We start from the raw sequence: 22,372 nt of genomic DNA, 5'->3' as shown, positions 1-22,372 counted from the left end.
CCTGGGATGCACTTGGTCGAGGATGATGATCTGGGCAGTGGGGTACATGAGGCCAGCCCGGTCGAGGAATATGGGATGGATATAGACCCTGATGTGATAGAGTTCTTCGTCGGGGGAGAGCCTGTGCCCCAGGGAAGCACTCGCTCGTTCTATATCAAGAAGCTCGACAGGGTGGTCACGACCCATATGAACAAGAACACCGAGGGCTGGAGGCAGCGCATCGCGACCGAGGCCCAACATGTTAACAGCTTCAGAGAGACCAGCTTTTATACCGATGATAAAAGGTGTGGCTATCTGATATCCTTGGAATTCTATATGACCCGCCCGAAGAGCACGCCGAAGAAGGTGCACCTCAACACCAAAAGGCCTGACCTCGACAAGCTTATCAGAGCTGCTCTCGATGGCATAACAGGGATATTGATACCAGATGATTCTCAGGTCATAGGGATATCCGCCAACAAGTGCTATTGTCCTGAGAACGTCCCGCCAGGGCTGAAGATCACCTTGAGAAAATTGCATGAATGAGCGGACCTGCCCCGTGTCAGCACTCATAGGGCTCATCATCTCGACATTGGATCAGCTGACCCTCTTCTCATCATCCAGGGATAAGGATGTCTCCTCAGGTCCGCAATGGACCAACGCAGATCCATGATAAAAACCCTCTTTGCCGGGAGTGTAAGGATTCCGACTCCGGGATGTAAGATGTGAAAATAATCGGACAACATGATTATCTTGGCATGGGGGATAAACATATTTCATCACCAGGGCGGGCTCCCGCTATGAGTGTGAGAGGTGAAGAGATGAAGAAGATGTCGCTGGAGATGGTGAAGAAGAGCTTTATTGGGATGCCATACTCGCTCAAGGTGGCACACCAGATAGAATCCTGCGGTTATGGGTTCATTGTCTCCTGCGAGAAGGGCGTGATCCTGGACGTTTTCGAGCCTGGTGTAGAAGATTGACAAAGACCTAGATACGAAAACACGCCCGCAGTCATTTTAACCTCGGACGGTCAATCATTATATGGTCTGCATGCCTAGCGCCTTTGTCATCATAAACACGGACATCGGGATGGAATCGGTCGTCCTACAAAGCCTTGAGGCCATCGAAGAGATCGAGATGGCGTGTGTCGTGTATGGCGTCTATGATATCGTGGCAAAGATAAGCGCGCCGGACATGGAGTCCTTGGAAAGGGCAATATCTGAAAGATTAAGGAAAGTGGCAGGCATAAGGTCCACCCTGACGCTGATAATAAGCAAGGAGCATCAAAAGAGATGATTATTAGCTCAGAACGCGTTGAAGTATGAAAATGAGGTTGAGCTGTTGGATAAGTTCGTCGAAGACCTTGACACCCTGATGACAAAGCTGGTCATCGACTGTACACCTGAGGAGCTTTCTAAGATGCAGGCCTTGGAGAGGAGGCTGATAGAGCTCAGGGAAAAAAACCTTTTGAAGATCAACCACTCCGTTATGGAGCTGATAGTGGCCAAGTACCTTGTGAAAGATGGATATGAGGTCGACCTTGAGCACACGATCGATGCTGGCCTGAACTGCGATGTCCGAGGAAGAAAGGGCGACGGTGTGGTCATCATAGAGGTGGAGACAGGATATGTGCCCCCTGCCCACGCCCTGGACCCCTTGGACTATATCAAGGCAAGGATAGCGTCGAAGATCGCGCGCTACAGCAATCATTGCCACAAATTTTTGCTGGCAGCGCCGCCCCACTACATCATGCCGATACCTCTCTTCTTTACCATGTCGCCAAGGCAGCGAGAGGTAGAGGACCTTAGCATCATCAAGCGCTATTGCGATATGTACTACACCAGCCCGCCAGTGAGCCTGGAGGAGATCATGAACTCCAGGATACATGGGATACAGGTGGTGGATGTGGAGACCGCATCGTTGCGGGAGTTCGACCCAGAACACTATATCTCAATGACCGAGATGTGGTATCTCTGACCCCCTGACCGGGCTGGGAATATCTCTATATACAGTTTGCAACTTTGGTAGCTTTGATGTCGCTGGAGGGGCCGATATTCTTCCTTGCCACCGTGGCCTTCATCTCGCTATCCGGTGTGATGATGCCAGGTCCGACCTTTGCTGCCACTGTTGCCCAGGGTTATCGCGATGGCAGGGCAGGTCTGGGCATTACATTAGGACATGCCCTGATAGAGGTTCCCTTGATAGCCCTTATCTTCCTTGGCTTCGCGACCATCCTATCCGACGATTCTATAATAGCGACGATCGGGATAGTGGGAGGGGCGATCATACTGTGGATGGGGGTCGGCATGCTGAGGGCGAGGGATGTCATAATCACGCAGGAAGGCGCGTTAAAGAGGAGGGCCTCTTTTGATGGTGTCCTTTCGACCGCGTCCAACCCTTATTGGCTCCTTTGGTGGGCCACCGTCGGAGCCGCACTTGTGGCCACGGCCACTGAGTTCGGCATATGGATGCTGCCAGCTTTCGTGATCGTACATATCTCATGTGACGCAGGTTGGAACATCCTCGTGAGCAGGACCGTGAACCGTTCCAAGGGTCTCTGGAACGTCAAATGGCATCACCTTCTCATAGTGGCCTCCGGCGGTATAATGGTCATTTTCGGCCTTTATTTCCTGATATCTTCCATAGAGATATTGCTCTGAGCATTGGACCAATAGTTTTATGAGCGGCCAGTAGCCATTGTGATGGTCACGGAGCAAAAAAGGATGGCAGGGACCGGTGGATGGGTGGAAGTGGCCGTGATTACGGACCTCGAGAAAAAGCGCATGAAGGTCGTCCACCCCAAGGGAGTTTCAGTCCTGCTTGTGGAGCATCAGGGGGATGTGTTCGCCCTGTCGAACAGATGTCCGCATCTGGGCTGTCCTTTGTCATCTGGGACCTTGAGCGGGCATATCATCACATGCCCCTGCCATGACTGGAGCTTCGACATAAGGACGGGAGGTCTGATGATGGCCCCCGAGGTCGCCTTGAAAAGATATCCCACGAGGGTCTCTGAAGGGAAGATATCGGTCAGATTGGAGGATTGATGATTTGAAAAAGGTATTGATGTACACCCTTAGTACTTGTCCATGGTGCAGGAAGACAAAGCAATGGTTCAATGAGCGTAACATACCGTTCGATTTCGTCGATTATGACCTGGCCAGCGATGAGGATAAAAAAAGGATCCGGGAAAGGCTGGAGAAGGAGAGGTTGGACCTTTCGTTCCCCATTGTGTATATCGACGATGCCTGCGTACAAGGTTACAACCCAGGGAAGTACAGCTCCCTCCTGGGTGTCAAGTAAGTTGAAGAACATGAAGATCGATAAAGAGAAGGAGGCCCTTCGCGAGCAGTTCGGGCCCTTGGTGAGCGCCCTCGGTTTCAAATTCACACCAGATGAGGAGCTCGTCGATTTCTGCCTCGAACAGGAGCTTGTCCTTTATGAGCGGCACGGGATACCGTTCTGCCCCTGCAAGGGATTGACAGGGGTGAGGGATGAGGACATGAAAAAGGTGTGCCCCTGCATACCCTGGCATAAGAAGCATTTCGATCGGATGAAACGATGTTGGTGCGGTCTCTTTGTGCACATCGATGTCCATGACCCAGACTCATTGCCACAGATACCAGAGAACGAGATGGAGCGATAGGATGTTCGTAGACGTTGGATCTGAGGACGAGATCGCCGAGGGAGGCATGGTCTCCTTCAAGGTGGGGGGTGATGATGTTGTTGTCGCTCGGTACGCTGGTAAATTGTACGCGTTCGGACGGGGATGCGGACATGAGGGGGCCAGGCTGGACCGTGGCACCGTCAATGGAAGGATAGTGACATGCCCCCTCCATTTCGCCCAATTTGACATCGTTACAGGGGAGGCTCTCCTAGGCCCGGCCGACAGGAACTATGGAAGAGGGCCGCCTGACAGGGGCAGGAGCCTTGAGACACATGACATTCCCACATTCAAGGTCAAAGTGGAGAATGGAAGGGTCATGGTCGATATCGAGAAAGGTCTAGGATCGCAGGAAAACGTCCGATGACCCGATGCCGTTACATGTTCGTATATACGAGGAAGAAGACCTTACAATAGTGCATGGTAATGGGGTCAACATTGGAAAGGCGTGGCCCTTACCTATATCCTTGAAATGTTCTAAAGGAATAAAGGTCGGAATAAATGGGATGGGGGTGTCCTCATGTCTTTCCTTCATTCCTCAGCTGAACACGATCGGATGCCCATCCTTCGGTAATATGATGTTCTCTCTTGGAACGGATGAGATCTCCTCCCTGAAGAAAGAACCATTTTCTGTATGCACAGGAAGCAGATATTCAGGTCTTATTGTATCGATCATCTTCTTGAGGGCCGCCTTCGAGGCATGACCAGATGCGTGGAATCCCGGTGTGAATAACGGCTCTTTGACCCTCTTGCCTCTCCTCCCTTCCCTCTCTCCCATCTCAAAGCCGACCTTTCGCATCCCCAATAATCTTATCCAGTTATCCAACCTTTCAAAGTCGTGGTCCTGTTCCTCATCGAAAGACCCGCTTCCCGAATAAATATATAATCCTCTGTCAGGCCTGATGTCCAAAAGATGTGGAAGGTCATAGAATGAAAAACAAAGGATGTGCCCATCAGGATCCCTCTTGATGTCAAGGGGTGATATCTTCGAAGCGTCGATATTTCCTAGCATCCTTAATTCGGTGCTGTGCTGCAGGTCCTTGTTAGGTACCAGTACACGAAGGTCATCGAGCCTCTCAGTCCCGTCCGCCGACCTCATAGCATCGAGGAAATATGCGTCCTTTGGTGTTATTACAAGCTCCCTCCCGACCTTTTCTGCGATACGTTTGAACGTCTCAAGCCTCTCGAAGTTCCTGGGCCCGAAGTCGGCGACTATCAGGCCATCGACGTCCGTGCATTCCTCCAGACATCTTCTTTCGACGTCATTTTCCGTCACATCCTCCAGTTCCTCGTCCCTTGAGGTCCTGGTACCCTCGATGATCAGCACTTTAGGATGTATCTTCGAAGCTTCCTTGGCGAACTGTGTGGTCCTCTCTCCGTTCATACCGTGGTCCCGGAGGTCCCCAGTATATACGACCCAGCCATCGCCGGTATCGACACCGAAGGCCGCCGCACCGTAGATGGAATGGTCCACCATGAAGCATTTGGCCCCGAAATCCAGATCATCCAGGTTTCCACATTTATCCCTTCTTATCTTCCTTTTCGTTGGAGAAAGGTCTAGAAAATCATCCAGGCCATCAGAGCTTGAGGTCGATATCAGGGGCCTTCCGATGTAATCAATGTTACTGCCCTTGCTTTTGAGCAAGAAATCACCATCATGGCTACGCTCCCCATAGTAGGCGACCTCCGTCCCGATCATTTCGGACGTGTCCTCGATAGCTTTCATCAGCACCAGCGTCATAGGTGTCCCGATGAAAGGGACTTTCGCATCCAAGTAGCCGGCCATGCCCATATGGTCCATGTGAGCGTGTGAAACGAAGAGCGCGTCCAGATCGACCTTTGGAAAAGATGCGCATGTTTCAGAGCAGTCTTTCGTGATTATGTCCGACCGGTAGATAGACAACCTTGGCAACATATCCAAGGCCAAATGGTCATGTATCCCCCTGTTCTGTCTGGCCTTCGTGAAGGTATCGAAATACTGTTTGTCGACCGAATAATCATAGCCGAAGTCAAAAAGGACGTTGCGCCCTTCAAAACTGAGCAGGATCTTGTTCCCACCGATGGAGCTTGACCCTTTCAGCACATTGATCTCGAACACCGTTGATCCCCCCACATGAGCCTACAATGTGGCCCCCGTCACAGATGATCTACCGCCTTCTGATCGACAACAGACATAAGGTCTTTAATGCTCAGGGGCCTCATCTACCTTTCATTGGATGTACCACGGCCTCTCATTCCGTGGGTTATATGGCTGTGATTCGTTAGGTACGGCCTGATCGCTTGCCTTCTTGTGATTCGATCTACTCAGACCCTCTGCATTCAAGGACAAAAAGGTCTCAGCACCCTTTTGGTCTATCACTTCGCATGTCTTTACGAATTCCTTCCTTTTTTTCTTTCCTAGCTTACTGAGATCATCAGTTCCTGCTATCTTGTTCATCAATAACGTTTCTGAGAAATGTCTTATGACGGTCAATTCATGCAACAGTGTCTCTGGCTCGACGTCTTTTTCTATACACATATCGATCAGATCGATAAAGCGCGACCTGATCATTTCAACCGCTTCCAGGTCCTTATCGAATGATGCGTCGATTATGGCCCTTATCTCGGACCTTTTGACCTTTTTGCCCATGTCTATATCATCTCGATACCAATAAGGTCAGAATAGGGCTTGTATATTTCTTGATACAATATGATAAAAAATAATACCATTATGGCAGGGACCCTATTATCAATCATTAAGAGATCATTTAGACCGTCAAATGATGATCCTAGCATCGAAAGTTATGCCCATCGTTGAGCCCTAAATTTTTTGTATCTCATCCGGTCTATTTTCAATCGATGTGAACCAAGATAGCTTCAATAGATGAGGAGGCGAGAAAATGGGCACCAACACCGGACCTATTTTGATCCTCAAAGAGGGGACAAGAAGAGAGAAGGGTAAGGATGCGCAGTACAACAACATAATGGTCGCCAGGACCATCGCAGATACTTTGAAGACGACCCTGGGACCAAGAGGGATGGACAAGATGCTTGTCACACCCATAGGGGATGTTACGATAACGAACGATGGTGTGACGATATTGAAGGACATCGAGGTCCAGCACCCGGTCGCCAAGATGCTCGTCGAGGTCGCTAAGACGCTCGATCAAGAATGTGGTGATGGTACAACGACCGCAGTGCTGTTGACAGGGGAGCTGCTGAAGAAGGCACAAGAACTGATAGATGCAGATGTCCATCCAACTGTCATCGCCAGAGGTTTCTCGATGGCGTCCTCCAAGGCCCTAGAGGTCCTTGAAGATATCGCCAGACCCATCGACCCAGATGATAGGAAGGAGCTGCTGGACATCGCTAGGACATCAATGATGAGCAAGGCCATCGTCGGAGTCCGGGACCATCTGGCCACGATCGCTGTGGATGCGGTCAAAGCAGTGACCGAAAGAAGGGATGGAAGGACCGTGGTGGACCTTGATAATATAAATATCGTGAAGAAACAGGGCGGGTCCGTCGAGGACACCATGCTCATAAAAGGCATGGTGGTGGACAAAGGCCCAGAGCATGTGATCATGCCCAAGAGGGTCGAGAATGCCTCAATCGCCCTGATAACGACCGCCCTAGAGGTTAAAAAGACGGAGGTCGAGGCGAAGATCGAGATCACCGACCCATCCCAGATGCACGCTTTCTTAGAGGAGGAGGAAAGGGAGCAGAGAGAGCTTGTAAATGCAATATTGAAGGCCGGGGCGAACGTGGTCATCTGCCAGAAGGGGATCGGCGATGAGGCAAAACATGTATTGTCAAAGGCAGGGGTCTTCGCTCTTCAGAAGGTCAAGGAATCCGACATGGAGAAGTTATCTAGGGCATGCGGGGCCAATCTTGTAGGTGATCCACGGCACATCGAGCCTGCTGACCTAGGGCATGCTTCTCTCGTCGAGGCCAAGAAGCTCGAAGGGGATGAGATGACATTCATCACTGGATGTAGGAACCCCAGGTCTGTGACCATATTGATCAGGGGCGGGACCGAGCATGTGGTGTCGGAGACCGAGCGTTCCCTTGACGATGCCCTGAACGTCGTGAGGGTGGCTACAGAGGACGGAAAGATGATCACCGGTGCCGGTGCGGCCGCCATGGAGATATCGATGAGGCTGAAAGAGTACGCCTCAAAGGTCAGTGGGAGGGAGCAGCTGGTTATCAATGCCTTCGCCGCATCCTTGGAATCGATACCAGCGACATTGGCAGAGAATGCGGGGCTCGATAAGGTCGACATATTGATCCAGTTGAGGCAAGCGCATGCAAACGGGATGGTGGATGCGGGCGTGAACGTCTTCGATGGAAAGGTCGAGGACATGCGGAAGAAGTATGTCCTGGAGCCGATAAGGGTAGGAAGGCAGGTCATAAGCTCCGCGGCCGATGCAGCGACGATGATAATCAGGATCGATGATGTAATAGCGTCAAAGGGCGCGGAGCCGTCGCCGCCTTCAAAGGGCGAGGACTGAGTCAGTCCCCACGCCCTATCTCCATCATTTTTTCAAGAGGGCGCCTTGCCTTTGCCATCACGTCCTCAGAAAGCTCCATCCTAGGCTCTAGGGTCTCGAGGCTCCTTATTACCTTCTCAAGTGTGATCATCTTCATGGTTGGGCATATGGCCGTTGGAATGGAATAGAAGCGCTTCTCTGGATTTTCCTTTGAGAGCCGGTACGTCATATCCCTCTCCGTGACTATGATGAACTCATGCTCGGACGATGCTTTTGCGAACCTGAGCATCCCTTCGGTAGAGGCGATCTTGTCGGCGATATCTATGACCTCAGGTCTGCACTCAGGATGTACCAATACCACCGCATCAGGATGCCTTTTCCTCATTTCCAAGATGTCTTGGGCGGCGATCCCGTCATGGGTGGCACAGAAACCTGGCCATATCAATATGTCCTTTTCGGGGAAGAACCTCTGGACATACTTCCCGAGATTGCAATCGGGAACGAAGATCACCTCCTTGTTCGCCAACGAACCGACGACCTTTACAGCGTTGGACGAGGTGCAGCAGATGTCGGCCTCCGTCTTCACGGCGGCCGATGTGTTGACATAGGCGACCACGGCCGCTGCAGGGTACTTCTCCTTGACCATGCGAAGGGTCTCTGCATCGCACATTGCGGCCATCGGACATCTCGCCTCGGGTTCTGGAAGTAACACCACCTTCGAGGGGTTGAGCACCTTGGCGCTCTCAGCCATGAAGTCCACACCGCAGAAGACGATCACTTCTGCATCGGTCGACGCCGCCTTCATTGAAAGTCCAAGAGAGTCCCCGACGAAATCAGCGATGTCCTGAATCTCTGGTGGTTGATAATTGTGGGCAAGTATGATCGCCCTCTTCTCTGCCTTGAGCCGCTGGATGGTCTCTTTGGCCTGCATCTCTGCTGCGATTATTCAGTCCATATAAAAGATTTGGCAAGCTATCCAAGGTTCATCCATACATGGTTCCAGGAGGTTCAGAGGGCCTTCCCTCAGAGAATGCATTGTTGAATTTCCAGACCACATAGGTGACGCATCTGTGTACCTGCCCAAGTGCTTCCATGAACGATGTCTTGGTCAGACCGTCCTCATAGATATCCCTAACGAACTGAAAGCTCTCTGGGGCCTCTAGGTTAGGTAATACCATGAAACCCACGGGCTGAAAGATCAAGGTCCTCATCATCTCTGATACCAGTTCTGACCTCTTCGTCGACGTGAGCGAGGCGTAGGAGGTCCGATGCACTTGATCGATCGAGACCCTGGCGATAATGAGCGCCGTATCGGGCCGGCCCTTAGGGCCAACTATGTCCATTATATTTCCAGACCCTTCAGGGTACTCCACGTAGAGATGGAACAGAGATTTCTCATCCTCCAACCTTCCCTTGAACAATCCGTTCTCGGTCGCATAGGCGACGAGCCTTTCCTCGATGGTGCTCTGCAGTCCTTATCCCCCGGTCTTGGGGGGTTATGTGTCCAGGTACGATAAATTGGTTATTGAGCGAGCGTTTCATATTTCACTGAATTATAAAGGCGTGATGTTATGAAAAGTTCAGAGGCGAGGTCGGGACGGGTCTTTGTCGTCAGGCTTGAACATGGCGAGGTGCTTCATGAGATGTTGGAAAGGTTCGCGAAAGACAATAACATCATGAGGGCGAGCGTCCTTGCCCTTGGAGCTCTCGATGAGGGCAGCGCCTTGGTGGTGGGGCCTGTTGATGGAGATGCCTCGCCCGTCGTTCCCATGAGGATCTCGCTAAATGAGCCGAGGGAGATAGCTGGCGTTGGCACCATATTCCCAGACGAGAATGGGCGACCAGTGCTACATATGCATATAGCCTCTGGTAGAGGAGACACGACCGTGACCGGATGCGTACGTGCGGGGGTCAGGACCTGGAAGGTCATCGAGGCGGTGGTCACCGAGATCGTCGAGAATGAGGCGGTGAGGAGATTTGATAAAGGATCTGGATTCGAGCTACTGGAACCTTGAACCGATGGGATGCTCCAATAAGGTGGATCAAAATTATAGGTAAAAAATGAAAATGGATTTAGCTTACGCGATCTTCTTACCAGCCTCGTAGTTGGCGCTCTGGTTCCACACGCCGGTCGGCTCGAAGGTCCAGACCGCGCTTGCCTGAAGTCCTATGGCCTTAAGGTTCTCATTCATCTTGTCGAACAGAGGGCCCGATTTGTGCACTTCCTTGATCTTCGCCTGGACAAGATATGACTTCATCTCAGCTCCGACAAGGAGAGCGACCTGCTGGTTCTTCTGCTTCATATGCTCCATGTTCTTGGAGGAGGTCTTCATCAATATCGCTCCGACGGCGATCAGGTTCGGCGCAGGGGCGATCAGGCTCCCTACCCTGACAGAATGCAATGTGCCATCAGCGGAAATGGTCGTAAGGACCTTGACCGCTTGAGGATTGTTGAACATCTCCACTACTTCCTTTGGCATCTCGACCATGAGTTCACCGGGCATGTCATGCTTTTGTAAAATAGATAAATATTATGTTTTAATACAATTCTATTAATATTCTTGCTTCCATAACTATCTTTAAATGTCGACGGACCAGAACGAGATCGTCGAGAGGCTAGAGGCCCTGCACAAGGACATCAAGGAACTCAATTGTATGATATCCGAGGCAAAGGGGGATGGGTTCCGGAACATCATCCAGTCCAAGATGGTGGAGCTGATGTCCGAGACGAACATGGAAAGGATGAGGTCTAACCTTGATGCGCTCGTCGCCTCGTCAGAATGCCCCAATCGAAAAGCGTGTCTTGAAAAGATAAGGGATGCTCTTGCCTTGTCCGTCTCCAGATATAAGAATGATGACTTTGAAGGGGCGATGCTCTCGATCAAAGAACTGGAAGGAATACTGTGCTCAAATAGCTCGCCCTGCAAGGATTCAGCATGCTCATCAATAGCCCAGAACCTTCTCCGGGACACCAAGTTGACGATGGAGATCTCTGAGAAGATAAAGGCCAACATCGGCCCTTCTGTTCAAAGAGATGTGGCTGATGACCCAGAAGGCATCGCGAGGGCTTTAGACCCGCTCTCTTATCCGGTCAGGGTCAGGATCCTCCTGAAGCTCGATGCAGGAGAGTCTTCGTTCTCGGACCTTAGCTCATCCCTTGGGCTCAGGACAGGACATCTGCAACATCACCTCAGGCCATTATGTGACGCGGGTTATGTCAGCAAGGCACGGGGAAGGGGCAGGTATGCAATAACGGTGCGCGGAAGGAAGGCGCTCGACGGTGCCAAGAAGCTTGTTGCAGACATAGGACAGGAATGAGACCCTCCCTCTCATCAGATCTATGTACCGCTGTAACGGCCATACCGTTCCACAGCGGACATTATGTCATGAAGGACCTTGTCAGGTACCTGATAGGGGATCTCCCCATGATTGTCCGAAAGGATGAAACCTCCTCCCGGGGCAGCCTTTTCGATGGCCTCCTTGACGTTGATGTCCACATCCTCCTCAGACCATGAAGGCATCTCGACGCCGTTCAGGTTCCCGATGATGGTCAACCTGTCCCCGATCTTTCTCTTTATCTCGGCGAGGTCCTCCTCCACACCGACCCCTACCCCAATGACGTTGAGCTCGGCCACCTTGTCCGCTATGCCAAGGAATCTGCCTGATGCGAAGTGGATGGCCGTGGGCCCCTTTATCCTTGAAATGCACCTCTCCGCCACCTTGAAGCCCGTCTCCAAGAACTTCTCCCTGGGAATGATGGTGGTGGACGAGACAGGGTCAAAATACACTATCGCGGTGGCCCCGGCCTCCAGTTGACGATTTGCCAGCTCTACCTCGAAGTCAGTGTTCAACCTCATAAGCGCATCGAACCTTGACCGGTCCTTGTACATAAGCTCAAAGTAACGGTCGAAGCCCATCTGCATGACCGGGAGAGAGAATGGCGATATTATAAGTCCCAATATCGGGACCTCTTCCCCCAACCTGTCCTTCAGCAGCCTCGTCGCCTCGATCGTGACCATGAGCGACCTGGTGGAGTCTATGTCAGGCTCCTTAAGATGGTCTATGTCCTCAATATTCTCGATGATAGGCCTCCCTGAGTTCGGAGGCCCGTCCTCATAGAAGTACGTATGACCCCCGAACGCCTCGTGCTCCGCGGAAGAGTATGTGAAGGCCGTGCAGGAATCCGCCCCGAAGCGTTCGAGCATCAATAACTGCCCCTTGCAGACGAGCTCTGGGTCCGAGAAGTATCTCTTCAGTGGTACCCCTAGGGCCTTGGCCCCATGCATAGTGAGGTTAAGGAATGCTGGTACCCTGTCAGGTTGCTCGTGACGTATGGCGGCCATCGTCCTGTCCATGGAGGATATGCCTCTGCTCATAGCTCCTCCTCCCTCCTGATGAACTCCAAGGCCATCAATGGGGATGATGCGGTGAAGTCGGCATCGACCTTTCTCCACAGGCCCCAATCGAACCTGAACGGTGCTCCACCGACGATGACCTTTGTCCTGCGGCCTCTTTCCTCGAGCTCTTTTTTGAGGTCCTTCACCCTCAAAGCTGAGCGCAGCATCAGAGTTGAGACGAGCAGATACTCTATGTCATCCTCGCATACCTTATTCACGAGAGAATCGACATCCATCCTTCCATAGTCTATGACCCTCTGACCGGCCGATTGGACCATCATCCTTACCACCTTGGACCCTAGGAGATGGTGGTCCTCGAGCGCGGCCACGGCGACCTTGGGCCCTTCCGAAATGCTCAATTTCTGCTCGGACGTGAGCCTCAGGACCGCTTCCTCGCAGAGCTTCGCCGAGAAATAAACCTGTGAGAGAGAGGATTCCCCCTTCCACCACATGATGCCTATCTCGTCCAATACCGGACGGATGACCTTTTCCACCCTCTCCATCGCTGATAGGCCAGATATGTCATCGAATATTATGGCATGCGCTTTTTCGCCATCGTTGGACAGGAGCGCCGACCTCAGCTCCTTCTTTGATCTGGCCACCTCTACCATCGCCTTAGTCCTCCATGGCCATTTAAAACCTCATATTCAGGTCAAAAGGAGGATGCCACTCTGAGCAATAATAAATTTTTCAAGATGGGAAAGGATTAGAAAAATGGTTTGGGCCTCAACGCCTTAGATCGTCAAACTTCTTTTGGACGTCGTCCCAATCTACATTGTTCCAGAACGCCTCGACATACTTGGGCCTAAGGTTCTTGTAGTCGAGATAGTAAGCATGTTCCCAGACGTCCAAGACCATCAATATCTTATGACCGGGGTTGACGTTGACCGCGTGCTTCTCTATCTGCATTATCATAGGTCTCTCGACGCCCAGGCAATATGTGAGGGCTGCCCATCCAGATCCCTCGACGCTCGTTGCCACCTGGCTGAACTCCTTCTTGAACCTTTCAAAAGAGCCGAACTCTTTGACCAGTTCATCGCCGAGCCTCCCGCCTGGTGTTCCCCCGCCTTTACCGGTCGGTGCAAGGTTCTCCCAGAATTTTTTATGGAGTATATAGCCTCCAACATTAAAGGCCATCTCCTTGGCGATGGCCTTCTGGTCTGCATCCACACCTTCCCTCCTGGCCTTCTCCAGTTTCTCCAAGGCCGCATTGGCACCGTTGACATATGCCGCATGGTGCTTGGTGTGGTGTATCATCAATTGCTCTTCCGACAGGAACGGGGCCAGGTCACCGTAGCCGAACTTCAGCGCGGGTAACTGGTATACCTTCTTTTGTACCTCCATCCGTTCATCCTCCTTGTACTGATGATGGCATTAGCCGAGTCGGTGTTATTTCATACTTTTCACTAGGTGCCCTTTGTATGATTTTGAACGATAACGCCCTTAGAGCTCTTATCGACCGGCCAGCGACTTCGTTCAATGAATGCGGGAGGATCTCACCGGATCGTGTGTTTCAGGGCCATGATTAACCGCTCTGTCCATTGATACTGTTAGAGATCAATGTTCTATATTCTTACCCCCCACTAAGACCACCAATAAAGAGCTTGATAACACCATCTCTCAAAATGAACTTCAGCGCGTGGGTAACGTTGATCTGGGCAATCACGGCCCCAGAATATGCACCTAGCTGCAGATCGAAAGGTGGTCTATCGGTCCCTACGAACTATTTTTATCAGGGCAGGGGGATGGAGTATCAAAGGGAGCGAAGAGCGACATGCCTAGTAAAAGGGAAGAGCTGGCCTCCAAATATTTCAAATGCAGCCTGAGAGAGAGGGCGGTCTTCGAGTCTGGGATCAAATTAGGGACCATCTACCATCAGTTCGTTGGTACCCCGCTTTCATCGACAAATGTCGAAACTCTTGAGAAGGCGATAGAGGAAGGTGTCAAGGTCCAGCCATTTGTTAAGGACGTCAAGGTGAGGATCGACCGCGGACCCCTGAGAAAGAAAAAGGACGAGTTCGATTACCAGACGCTCACAGGGCCTATGCTGGACGTCAAACTGGTGATCAGGATAGAAGATGTGGAGGTCGTCTCGGGAATGAGATACATAGATGAGCTGAGATATCCACTGATGTTCGTTGAGTCCGTCTCAGGCGGTGAATGACGAACAATCGTCTTTTTTATAAAACCAAGCCATTATTATTTATTCAACAATGCGATACGGTCCTCATCCCATAGGCGAACCTTTCGCTCGCCGATGACGGTGAAGTAAATGAACAATATCAAGATAGGGATCACGGGACTGCCTCAGGCAGGAAAGACGCAGACCTTGATGAAGGTGATCGAGATGCTGGAGTCTGAAGGCCTGAAGGTCGGGGGTATGATCACTGAGCCTATCCTCGACGATAAGAGGCGGAGCGGTTTCTATGTCATCGACTGGCGCACCAAGGAGAAGGGCATCCTGGCATCGACCGAGATCAAGAGCAAGTTCATGGTCGGGAAGTTCGGCATAGACCTCGAGGTCCTAGAGGAGATAGGCGTCAATGCGCTGAACAAGGCCTGCGAGGAGTCCGATGTCATCGTCATCGATGAGGTAGGAAAGATCGAGGTGGAGTCGGAGAAGTTCGTCAATGCGGTCAAGGCCGCTCTGGATGTTGAGAAACCGATCCTTTTGACATTGCATAAGAAATCGAGGAACCCCCTTCTTCAGGACATAAGAAGGAGAGATGACGTGCGCATCCTTGAGGTCACGCCGATCAACAGGAACCTTCTGCCCTACAAGATCATGAAGCTCATGAAGGGCGAGCTTCTTTGAACATGGACCGAGAGCTGGAGCAGATCATCGAGGGCGCGACGAGGCTCTTTGTCCCCAAGGAACGCACGGAGAGCGGTCCTGGTAAGAAGATGGGGAGGGTCTTCTACAACAGTCAGATGGCGTTCAACCGAGACGTCTCTGTCATGTTCTTTTCGCATCCTGAGGTACAACCAAGGAGGTCCTTGGATGCCATGTCGGCCACCGGGGCCAGGTCCATCAGAATCATGAACGAGGCCCGTCCCAGCACAGAGTTTCATATCAATGATTGGGAAAAGGAATCAGTGGACGTCATAAGGAAGAACGTCGAGGTCAATGCCCTGGAGAGATGCATCGTAAGGAACGAGGACCTTAGATGTCTCTTAGCGAAGGAAAAGTTCGACTATATCGACCTGGACCCTTTCGGTACCCCTGTCCCTTTTCTTCATTCAGCGATACAAGGCATCAGGAAGAACGGCATACTGGCCTTGACGGCCACGGACACCGCTCCCCTGGCAGGCACCCATGCAAAAAAATGCATCAGACGATATCAGGCGAGGCCGTGCAGATGTGTGTTCGGCCATGAGGTGGGCCTTCGTATACTCATAGGGTATGTCGTCAGGCAGGCGGCGATGTTCGACAGGGGGGTCGAACCATTGCTCTGCTTCTACGCGGACCATTACATGAGGCTGTACCTCAGGATGCCAGAAAGCGCGGATGCCGCTGATGCCTCTTTGGAAAAACTTGGCTATCTGGTGTTCGACCGAGGGACACATGAGCGAAAAGTGCTAACGCAATTTGAAGAGGGTGCGTCGGGACCTTTATGGTCAGGGAACCTGACAAACAAAGATTTTTTGAAAAGCATGCCTTTGCCAGACACCCTCCATGAAAAAGAGAGATGCGCCAAGTACCTGCAGCTTTGGAAGGAGGAGCTCGATGTTCCGTTCTTTTACGAGAACAACGAGATCTCTTCGGACCTTCATATCTCTTCGCCGAGACTTGATAGACTGTTAGAGGGCCTGAGCGCGATCGGGAATGTGTCTAGGACGCACTTCTCGCCTACAGGGTTCAAATGCGACCGCCCTTATCGTGCGGTAATTGAGCGATACAGGGAACTGTTCGGATGAGCGCTAAGTTATTTATCTTATGCAAGGTTTAGGCGGGCCTGGGTGAGGCTGACGTCTACCATTGCCATCATCGGGACCCAGTGGGGCGACGAAGGTAAGGGCAAGATCACTGATTATATCGCAGAGGACGCCGACATGGTCGTCCGCTACCAGGGCGGTAACAATGCCGGACACACCATCAAGGTCGGCGATGAGACCTTCGCATTGCACCTCCTGCCCTCTGGCATATTGAGGGACGGTGTGATCAATGTCATCGGGAACGGCGTCGTCATCGACCCCGATGAGCTCCTGAGGGAGATGGATGCGGTGAAGGCGAAGGGGCACTCGATGGACGGCCTCCGTATCTCTGACAGGGCCAATATCATCATGAAGTATCACCGGGCGCTCGACGGGGCGGAGGAAAGGAAGCGCGGGGCGAAAGGCGTCGGCACAACGGGCAGGGGTATCGGCCCATGCTATTCGGACAAGATGGCTCGCTACGGTATCAGGGTCGGGGACCTTTTGGACGAGGCTTCTCTGAAGGAGAGGCTGGAGCTCGTCTACCCGATAAAAAAGCGAAATCTGGAATCGTTGGACGGCCCAGAGATCGAAAGCATGGAAATGATGTTCAAGGACCTTTTGGAGAAAGGGAAGGTCCTTGCCAAATATGTCGTCGACGCGTCGGTCCTGGTCAATGAGGCGATTGAAAATGGTAAGAAGGTGCTCTTCGAAGGAGCGCAAGGGACCATGCTCGATGTGGACCACGGGACCTATCCGTATGTGACATCGTCCAACTGCATCTCAGGCGGAATATGCACTGGTGTGGGGGTCGGGCCCAACAAGGTCAATGAGATAATCGGGGTCGTGAAGGCATATACGACCAGGGTAGGGGCCGGTCCTTTCCCCACGGAGCTCAAGGATGCGACAGGCGAGCACCTCATGAACAAAGGAGGGGAGTTCGGCGCCACCACCGGCCGCCCGAGGAGATGCGGATGGCTTGATATGGTCATCGTGAACTATGCGGTCAGGTTGAACGGCCTGACCCAGATAGCCCTCACGAAGCTAGATGTCCTGAATGGCATGAAGAAGGTCAAGGTCGCAACGGCCTATGAGATTGATGGTAAGGTCGTCAGGCACTTCCCAGCCTCGATCAGGGACCTGGAAAAGGCGAAACCCTTGTATTCGGAGTTCGACGGTTGGGATGATTGGACGCCCGATGAGCTCGCTCGGATGATGAAAGCGGGATATAGCTCATTGCCAAAGAACCTCCGCGAATACGTGTCATTCATTGAAAAAGAGGGCCGCACCAAGGTCAGCATTATAAGCCTCGGAAAAGAACGTGACAAGACCATTGACATGCGTGTTAAAAAATGGTAAGGTTGAGGGGGCTTTTGGCCCCCTTAAGTTCTTTTCTTATGGCTCATCGGTGACGACAAAGCTCTTGACGATGTCGTCCCCTAGGCCCCATGCCTGGTTCACCGTGAAGGTGAATGTGGTCGCTCCGACCGGGTCCATTCCCACTGGCACTGTGATCTCAAGGAAGTATGTCCCCGGTATGAGCCATTCGAACCTGGCATAACCCAACTCGTCCGTCTGGCTGATCATGGTACCATCAGGTCCGGTCAGTGTCAGCGTAACTCCTTCCACCGGTGATCCGTACAGGTAGTCCTTGAAGACATACACATCGAGACCTACATACCACCAGTCGTACCAGTCGACACCCTCGGGAGCATTGTTCATTCCATCCGCGAGATACTGTGCCTTGCTGTAAGCTCCATCTGAATACAGGCCCAGGATGTAGTCAATCGCTCCGCTGCCAGATCCAGTGTAGGTAGATCCCTGACCTACATCTGGCAGATGCACGAACGAGTCGCCCCATTCCGGAGCCCATAGCCTAGATGTCAATATCATCGAGAGGATCTGAGCCTCTGCCTTGTCCTGCGGGTCACTTGGGTTCGGTATGCTTAGGATGTTGTAGGCCTCCTGGAAGCTCAGGTCATTAAGGAATTCATATTCATCGCCGTACATCTCATCAATTTCTGAGAGATATCTCGCAATATCGGCATATGGAACCTGTATTCCTTTTGTCCTTCCTTGCATGTTCTTCAGGATGTTGTTCTTCCAGAAGCCTATGGTATGTCCTCCAGGATACGGGACCATTTCCATATTTATGAACGTGAACACCAATCTGTCCCCAGATTGTCCGTTCTGCGTTATCGTGGTCTCGGTCAACGGTATCCAGTAGCATTCAAGAGTCTCCGTCACGGTGTATTCACCAACCTTGAGATTCTCAATGCACAGGTAACCGTCATCTCCTATGTATCCTTCAAAGATGATCGCATCTCCAGGACCGATTACCTTCACCCATACATTCACAGGCTCTCTATCGGTAGTGGTCTCAAGGTCTCCATCCATGTCCGCGAACTTGTAGATGCACAGTGTCACATACCTGATGTTCAGGAAGGTGACGTCCACCCGTTCGCCGGACTCATCGATGACCACTTCCTGAGTTAATGGAGCATCGGAGTACCAGCCCGTCGGGAGGATCTCCTTGACATGGTAGGTTCCGAGCTTGAGGTTGCTGAAGCATACCATTCCGTTCGAATCGGTCGTCCCACTTCCTACGAGCTGTTCACCGAACCAGAGTTCGATGGTGACGCCAGGTACCGCAGGCTCGCCCGCGTCCCTTATTCCGTTGCCGTTCAGGTCGTCGTACTTGTAGACGCAGATCTGTCCGTAGCGGATGTTCAGGAAGGTGACGTCCACCTGTTCGCCGGACCGATCGATGACCACTTCCTGAGTTAATGGAGCATCGGAGTACCACCCTGCTGGCATTATTTCTTTTACGACATAGGTGCCCATTCTAAGTTTATCGAATACGGCTTCCCCGGTCGCATTTGTGGTCTTAGTCTCTTTTAATTCTCCATTCAACCATAGCTCGATTGTGACGCCTTGCACACCAGGCTCGCCAATATCATGGACTCCATTTCCATTTAGGTCATCATACTTATATACTATGATCATACCCGGTTGAATTACGACCGTCGTATGATCGTCTTCATCGGTCACTGGTGTATCTTCATAGTACCCAGTAGCAGTACCGACATTATACAATGGATCCGGAGCAGATTGCACAGTCCAATATAGCTCAAAGGTCCACATTTCGGTCAGATCGAGCATATGGTTATTGTTCACATCACCAGAGACATAGATTGCTGCTCCAGCTATTGAATCAACAACCGTAACATTCGCCAACGGGACGTCGCCAACATTGGTGACCACAAAGGTGAACTTGATTAAGTCGCCCACCTCGGCCTCGGTCGGTCCGTACTTCTCGATGTGTATCGCCGGCTTGGCCACGTCCAAGGACCATTCATCTTGGTCCATAACTTGTACGCCTTCCCAAGTACCATAGGCGGTCGCAATGTTTATCAATGGGTCAGGTGAGGCGGCTACAGTCCACGTGTCCTCAAAGATCCAGACCTCAGTGAGATCCAGCATTCCATTGAGATTTACATCGCCTGAGATATATGTGGTCGCTCCTGAGACCGAGTCCATCACATATACATTGCTCAGCGGGGCCTCTCCTACATTTGTCACTGTATACGTGTATGTTATGATCTCTCCGACCTCTGCTTCAACAGGACCGGTCTTCACTATTTTGATAGCAGGTGTCGGGGGGGTATTGATCATTGTCACAGGAACGTTCACACCCGCCTCCGTTAACGTAATTTCGACAGGGTCAGCGTTATGCCAATAATCCCTCGGTGTCTCCACGACCTTATATCTGCCCAATGGCAGGTCGTTCCATGTCACTGTACCGGTTCCGTCAGTGGTCTTCTTTCCCTGGCTGACCCACGTCTGGCCATTATAATATAATAGCTCGAACTCCCAACCTGCCCCACCGTTGGACTGGTCCTCCATGGTCTCTGGATCCCCGTCCTGGTCGATCACCTTGGTGACCGTGATCGAGCCCAATGGCCTGTTGTAGAAGGTCATGGTTATCTCTTGGTGGGCTGTGGTTATGGATATGAATTTTTCCTGGACCCCTGCGTACCCAGCTTTACCGGTCTCGACCATTTTATAGTTCCCAAGTGGGAGCAGGCTCCACCATGCCGTATAGCCGTCCGCCCCCGTCACCTTGCTGCCCAAAGACCTCCATGTTCCCGCGTCATAATAGAACAATTCAAATGTCCAACCTTCGCCGGGCATTTGGTCCTCTTCGGTTGATTCATCGCCATCTCTGTCGATGACCTTTGCTGCCCTTATCTTCCCAGGGGCCGAGTTACCGAAATTCACATTTTGCTCAGTTAGGTCTGTTCCATCTATCACTATCCCAACGTGGACGCCACCATTTGAAGTTGGATATGTCTGGGTCCATCCTGGTTTGAGCACCTCTCTCACGGAATATGTGCCCCACGGAAGTTGGTTGAAGGAGTATGTCCCATCGGTCGCAGTTGTTGTTTGCATGACTATGGGGAAACCTCCAGCGGATACTCCTTCCAATATTATCGTCCAGTTCGACAATCCTCCCTCCCCAGGGTCCCTGATCCCATTTGAGTTGGCATCATGGAACTTCATGCCTGAGATGCTACCAGCTGCATAAGTGACCGGAATGCTCTGGGTCTGGGCAGTCGTTCCTGTATATACCAGAGAGAGCGCTGCTTGCAACGAAGCCCCCGGGAAATACGCAGCCCCATAGTGAGGGGCCGGCGTGCCAGTGATTGGTTCCGGAGTTGTCACTGTGCTGTAGTAAGCGGTCTCAGCTAAATGAGCTTGGAAATAAATGTATATTGACGTACCGGTCGGTACTTCGAATCTTCCCGCGTTGAACTTGTAGTATTTCTGTACTACCCCACCGCTAATTCCGAAAAAGGCATTGGATACATCCGGATCGATGTTCCTAACCAAATCGGGGGTGTTAAGGTCCGCGTCATCGCTATGTACTGGGAATTGGGTGCTCCATCCCACTCTGTTATATGCCCAAAGGATCTCCGCATCTATACCGAAAGCATGTTTCGCAATATTATAATGGTCATATACTGAGTCTATCTCAGGTGATAAATTATTAGTCCCCGAGTCGTGTGTCAGAACATATTTGAATCCAACGAGATCTCCTTCCCGATAACCGGCAAGGTTACCGTTCACCCATGCATTCTGGACAGGGTCCCACGCATATAATTCGGAAGTCCACTTATCGTTCGCAGCCTGTGCCAAAGGTACTGCGACAAAAAAAGTGGATGCAACCATAATTAATGCAATAAAGACCGCCATCGCTGATTTCCTTTTATCCATAGAGTTCATCCTCCTCCATTTTCGAGCGGCAGATCTGCGCGTCAACCTTTTTTCATCGATTGCTCGCGAGATTTGTTCGTCTTTTCCTTGAGCGCAAAATCGCATCTGGTCAATTCGAGGGCTGTTCTAACCTTTCTCCCCTATATTTTAGTCCTCAATATGCCCAAAGACAATTTTGCTTTTGATATATGTTTGTAGTTGCAGTATATAAATAATTAATTATCAAAATTGATAATAAGATAATGAAAATAATTAAAAATATTTATAATAATATAATTCATAAAATCAATATCTGGATATTTAAGTAATTTCATCAATTGAATAGGACATTGTTCGAACCTTACTTTCGTGTGCAAAAATGATAATCAATCGATAATAATATATTAAATTAAATAGAATAAAGTTCAATAATTAGAGGAGGTCCGAAATCTTCGAAATGAAAATTGCGTTGACCTACCTTATTGATTTAATATTATTTATCATAACAATTAAATAATTTTAAGAAAGGGCCATAGTAAGAAAGACCGGTCGTGAAAAAATTCAAACCTTGCTTAATCATGACTGGCCTTGGATTCTTCATTGATTATCCTTACATTAATCACCCTTTTAACCGATGGATGTTAATAGATTGCCGTATCTTAAAATGCGCGCATGGTAAATAAAATTTGTAGAAG

General features: G+C 51.0%; 25 protein-coding genes. 16 read left to right on the top strand and 9 right to left on the bottom strand.

Annotation, left to right across the window (positions count from 1 at the left end):
* Positions 1-6: 6 nt before the first annotated feature.
* From HPY73_09075 to HPY73_09035, 9 genes are all read left to right on the top strand, one after another.
* Positions 7-525, top strand: a complete 519-nt coding sequence (locus HPY73_09075; GenBank protein ID QLH75558.1) for a RusA family crossover junction endodeoxyribonuclease — start codon at positions 7-9, stop codon at positions 523-525.
* A 275-nt stretch (positions 526-800) separates the two neighbouring features.
* Positions 801-959, top strand: coding sequence for a hypothetical protein (locus HPY73_09070; protein QLH75557.1), 159 nt, complete (start codon positions 801-803; stop codon positions 957-959).
* Positions 960-1,029: 70 nt separating this feature from the next.
* Positions 1,030-1,275 carry an Lrp/AsnC ligand binding domain-containing protein gene (locus tag HPY73_09065; protein ID QLH75556.1) on the top strand — a complete coding sequence of 82 codons (246 nt, stop codon included), beginning with the start codon at positions 1,030-1,032 and terminating at the stop codon, positions 1,273-1,275.
* Positions 1,276-1,293: 18 nt separating this feature from the next.
* Positions 1,294-1,956, top strand: coding sequence for a hypothetical protein (locus tag HPY73_09060; protein QLH75555.1), 663 nt, complete (start codon positions 1,294-1,296; stop codon positions 1,954-1,956).
* Positions 1,957-2,012: 56 nt separating this feature from the next.
* Positions 2,013-2,639 (top strand): LysE family transporter, encoded by a 627-nt coding sequence (locus HPY73_09055; protein ID QLH75554.1) that lies wholly within the window; start codon positions 2,013-2,015, stop codon positions 2,637-2,639.
* A gap of 63 nt (positions 2,640-2,702) precedes the next feature.
* Positions 2,703-3,023, top strand: coding sequence for a Rieske (2Fe-2S) protein (locus tag HPY73_09050; protein ID QLH75761.1), 321 nt, complete (start codon positions 2,703-2,705; stop codon positions 3,021-3,023).
* A gap of 19 nt (positions 3,024-3,042) precedes the next feature.
* Positions 3,043-3,279: a glutaredoxin family protein gene (locus tag HPY73_09045; GenBank protein ID QLH75760.1), complete on the top strand. Its 237-nt coding sequence runs from the start codon at positions 3,043-3,045 to the stop codon at positions 3,277-3,279.
* A 10-nt stretch (positions 3,280-3,289) separates the two neighbouring features.
* Positions 3,290-3,622, top strand: a complete 333-nt coding sequence (locus tag HPY73_09040) for a ferredoxin:thioredoxin reductase (GenBank protein ID QLH75759.1) — start codon at positions 3,290-3,292, stop codon at positions 3,620-3,622.
* Between the two features lies 1 nt (position 3,623).
* Positions 3,624-4,007, top strand: coding sequence for a Rieske 2Fe-2S domain-containing protein (locus HPY73_09035; protein ID QLH75553.1), 384 nt, complete (start codon positions 3,624-3,626; stop codon positions 4,005-4,007).
* Between the two features lie 171 nt (positions 4,008-4,178).
* Here HPY73_09035 and HPY73_09030 read toward each other — a convergent pair whose 3' ends face one another.
* On the bottom strand, positions 4,179-5,738 hold the full coding sequence (locus HPY73_09030) for a ribonuclease J (GenBank protein ID QLH75552.1): 1,560 nt from the start codon (positions 5,736-5,738) through the stop codon (positions 4,179-4,181).
* Between the two features lie 111 nt (positions 5,739-5,849).
* A complete protein-coding gene (locus HPY73_09025; GenBank protein ID QLH75551.1) occupies positions 5,850-6,269 on the bottom strand; it encodes a hypothetical protein in 420 nt (139 codons plus the stop codon).
* 250 nt (positions 6,270-6,519) lie between these two features.
* On the opposite strand from HPY73_09025, the gene HPY73_09020 reads away from it, so the two are divergent.
* Entirely contained in the window at positions 6,520-8,130 is a 1,611-nt protein-coding gene (locus tag HPY73_09020) for a TCP-1/cpn60 chaperonin family protein (GenBank protein QLH75550.1), read from the top strand.
* Position 8,131: 1 nt separating this feature from the next.
* On the opposite strand, the gene nadA is transcribed toward HPY73_09020, so the two are convergent.
* Positions 8,132-9,040: a quinolinate synthase NadA gene (nadA, locus tag HPY73_09015; protein QLH75549.1), complete on the bottom strand. Its 909-nt coding sequence runs from the start codon at positions 9,038-9,040 to the stop codon at positions 8,132-8,134.
* 52 nt (positions 9,041-9,092) lie between these two features.
* A complete protein-coding gene (locus HPY73_09010; protein QLH75548.1) occupies positions 9,093-9,515 on the bottom strand; it encodes a DUF2299 family protein in 423 nt (140 codons plus the stop codon).
* 165 nt (positions 9,516-9,680) lie between these two features.
* On the opposite strand from HPY73_09010, the gene HPY73_09005 reads away from it, so the two are divergent.
* The gene (locus HPY73_09005; GenBank protein QLH75547.1) at positions 9,681-10,124 is read left to right on the top strand and encodes a DNA-binding protein; all 444 of its coding nucleotides are present in this window, start codon (positions 9,681-9,683) and stop codon (positions 10,122-10,124) included.
* A gap of 63 nt (positions 10,125-10,187) precedes the next feature.
* On the opposite strand, the gene HPY73_09000 is transcribed toward HPY73_09005, so the two are convergent.
* Positions 10,188-10,589 carry a pyridoxamine 5'-phosphate oxidase family protein gene (locus HPY73_09000; GenBank protein QLH75758.1) on the bottom strand — a complete coding sequence of 134 codons (402 nt, stop codon included), beginning with the start codon at positions 10,587-10,589 and terminating at the stop codon, positions 10,188-10,190.
* A 103-nt stretch (positions 10,590-10,692) separates the two neighbouring features.
* Between HPY73_09000 and HPY73_08995 the strand changes: the two genes are divergently transcribed.
* Positions 10,693-11,427, top strand: a complete 735-nt coding sequence (locus tag HPY73_08995; protein ID QLH75546.1) for an ArsR family transcriptional regulator — start codon at positions 10,693-10,695, stop codon at positions 11,425-11,427.
* 20 nt (positions 11,428-11,447) lie between these two features.
* Here the strand turns inward: HPY73_08995 and HPY73_08990 are convergent, their stop codons facing one another.
* The 3 genes from HPY73_08990 to HPY73_08980 all read right to left on the bottom strand — a co-directional run bounded on the left by HPY73_08990 (position 11,448) and on the right by HPY73_08980 (position 13,850).
* Positions 11,448-12,485, bottom strand: a complete 1,038-nt coding sequence (locus tag HPY73_08990; GenBank protein QLH75545.1) for a uroporphyrinogen decarboxylase family protein — start codon at positions 12,483-12,485, stop codon at positions 11,448-11,450.
* Positions 12,482-13,117 carry a cobalamin B12-binding domain-containing protein gene (locus tag HPY73_08985; GenBank protein ID QLH75544.1) on the bottom strand — a complete coding sequence of 212 codons (636 nt, stop codon included), beginning with the start codon at positions 13,115-13,117 and terminating at the stop codon, positions 12,482-12,484. Before HPY73_08985 ends, HPY73_08990 begins: the two co-directional genes overlap by 4 nt.
* 115 nt (positions 13,118-13,232) lie before the next feature.
* Positions 13,233-13,850: a superoxide dismutase gene (locus HPY73_08980; GenBank protein QLH75543.1), complete on the bottom strand. Its 618-nt coding sequence runs from the start codon at positions 13,848-13,850 to the stop codon at positions 13,233-13,235.
* A gap of 430 nt (positions 13,851-14,280) precedes the next feature.
* Between HPY73_08980 and HPY73_08975 the strand changes: the two genes are divergently transcribed.
* The 4 genes from HPY73_08975 (at position 14,281) to HPY73_08960 (ending at position 17,780) form a co-directional block, all read left to right on the top strand.
* Positions 14,281-14,670 (top strand): dihydroneopterin aldolase family protein, encoded by a 390-nt coding sequence (locus HPY73_08975; protein ID QLH75542.1) that lies wholly within the window; start codon positions 14,281-14,283, stop codon positions 14,668-14,670.
* Positions 14,671-14,778: 108 nt separating this feature from the next.
* Positions 14,779-15,321: an NTPase gene (locus HPY73_08970; GenBank protein QLH75541.1), complete on the top strand. Its 543-nt coding sequence runs from the start codon at positions 14,779-14,781 to the stop codon at positions 15,319-15,321.
* The gene (locus tag HPY73_08965; protein ID QLH75540.1) at positions 15,318-16,424 is read left to right on the top strand and encodes a N2,N2-dimethylguanosine tRNA methyltransferase; all 1,107 of its coding nucleotides are present in this window, start codon (positions 15,318-15,320) and stop codon (positions 16,422-16,424) included. The genes HPY73_08970 and HPY73_08965 overlap by 4 nt, the downstream gene beginning before the upstream one ends.
* A 48-nt stretch (positions 16,425-16,472) precedes the next feature.
* A complete protein-coding gene (locus tag HPY73_08960) occupies positions 16,473-17,780 on the top strand; it encodes an adenylosuccinate synthase (protein ID QLH75757.1) in 1,308 nt (435 codons plus the stop codon).
* Between the two features lie 36 nt (positions 17,781-17,816).
* Here the strand turns inward: HPY73_08960 and HPY73_08955 are convergent, their stop codons facing one another.
* A complete protein-coding gene (locus HPY73_08955) occupies positions 17,817-21,707 on the bottom strand; it encodes a DUF11 domain-containing protein (GenBank protein QLH75539.1) in 3,891 nt (1,296 codons plus the stop codon).
* Positions 21,708-22,372 lie beyond the last annotated feature (665 nt).

Source organism: Methanomassiliicoccales archaeon, assembly GCA_013415865.1.
Lineage (GTDB): Archaea > Thermoplasmatota > Thermoplasmata > Methanomassiliicoccales > UBA472 > MVRC01.
The sequence above is the reverse complement of the archived record's forward strand: the minus strand, read 5'-3'. Positions and strand labels throughout refer to the sequence as shown.

Coding starts and splice junctions, on each gene's coding strand:
- HPY73_09055 (QLH75554.1), top strand. CDS start 2,013: ATGTCGCTGGAGGGGCCGATATTCTTCCTTGCCACCGTGGCCTTCATC.
- HPY73_08970 (QLH75541.1), top strand. CDS start 14,779: ATGAACAATATCAAGATAGGGATCACGGGACTGCCTCAGGCAGGAAAG.
- HPY73_08955 (QLH75539.1), bottom strand. CDS start 21,707: ATGAACTCTATGGATAAAAGGAAATCAGCGATGGCGGTCTTTATTGCA.
- HPY73_08980 (QLH75543.1), bottom strand. CDS start 13,850: ATGGAGGTACAAAAGAAGGTATACCAGTTACCCGCGCTGAAGTTCGGC.
- HPY73_09075 (QLH75558.1), top strand. CDS start 7: ATGCACTTGGTCGAGGATGATGATCTGGGCAGTGGGGTACATGAGGCC.
- HPY73_08985 (QLH75544.1), bottom strand. CDS start 13,117: ATGGTAGAGGTGGCCAGATCAAAGAAGGAGCTGAGGTCGGCGCTCCTG.
- HPY73_09035 (QLH75553.1), top strand. CDS start 3,624: ATGTTCGTAGACGTTGGATCTGAGGACGAGATCGCCGAGGGAGGCATG.
- HPY73_09025 (QLH75551.1), bottom strand. CDS start 6,269: ATGGGCAAAAAGGTCAAAAGGTCCGAGATAAGGGCCATAATCGACGCA.
- HPY73_09020 (QLH75550.1), top strand. CDS start 6,520: ATGGGCACCAACACCGGACCTATTTTGATCCTCAAAGAGGGGACAAGA.
- HPY73_09005 (QLH75547.1), top strand. CDS start 9,681: ATGAAAAGTTCAGAGGCGAGGTCGGGACGGGTCTTTGTCGTCAGGCTT.
- HPY73_09000 (QLH75758.1), bottom strand. CDS start 10,589: ATGCCAAAGGAAGTAGTGGAGATGTTCAACAATCCTCAAGCGGTCAAG.
- HPY73_08990 (QLH75545.1), bottom strand. CDS start 12,485: ATGAGCAGAGGCATATCCTCCATGGACAGGACGATGGCCGCCATACGT.
- HPY73_09045 (QLH75760.1), top strand. CDS start 3,043: ATGTACACCCTTAGTACTTGTCCATGGTGCAGGAAGACAAAGCAATGG.
- HPY73_09040 (QLH75759.1), top strand. CDS start 3,290: ATGAAGATCGATAAAGAGAAGGAGGCCCTTCGCGAGCAGTTCGGGCCC.
- HPY73_08975 (QLH75542.1), top strand. CDS start 14,281: ATGCCTAGTAAAAGGGAAGAGCTGGCCTCCAAATATTTCAAATGCAGC.
- HPY73_09050 (QLH75761.1), top strand. CDS start 2,703: ATGGCAGGGACCGGTGGATGGGTGGAAGTGGCCGTGATTACGGACCTC.
- HPY73_09070 (QLH75557.1), top strand. CDS start 801: ATGAAGAAGATGTCGCTGGAGATGGTGAAGAAGAGCTTTATTGGGATG.
- HPY73_09065 (QLH75556.1), top strand. CDS start 1,030: ATGCCTAGCGCCTTTGTCATCATAAACACGGACATCGGGATGGAATCG.
- HPY73_08995 (QLH75546.1), top strand. CDS start 10,693: ATGTCGACGGACCAGAACGAGATCGTCGAGAGGCTAGAGGCCCTGCAC.
- nadA (QLH75549.1), bottom strand. CDS start 9,040: ATGCAGGCCAAAGAGACCATCCAGCGGCTCAAGGCAGAGAAGAGGGCG.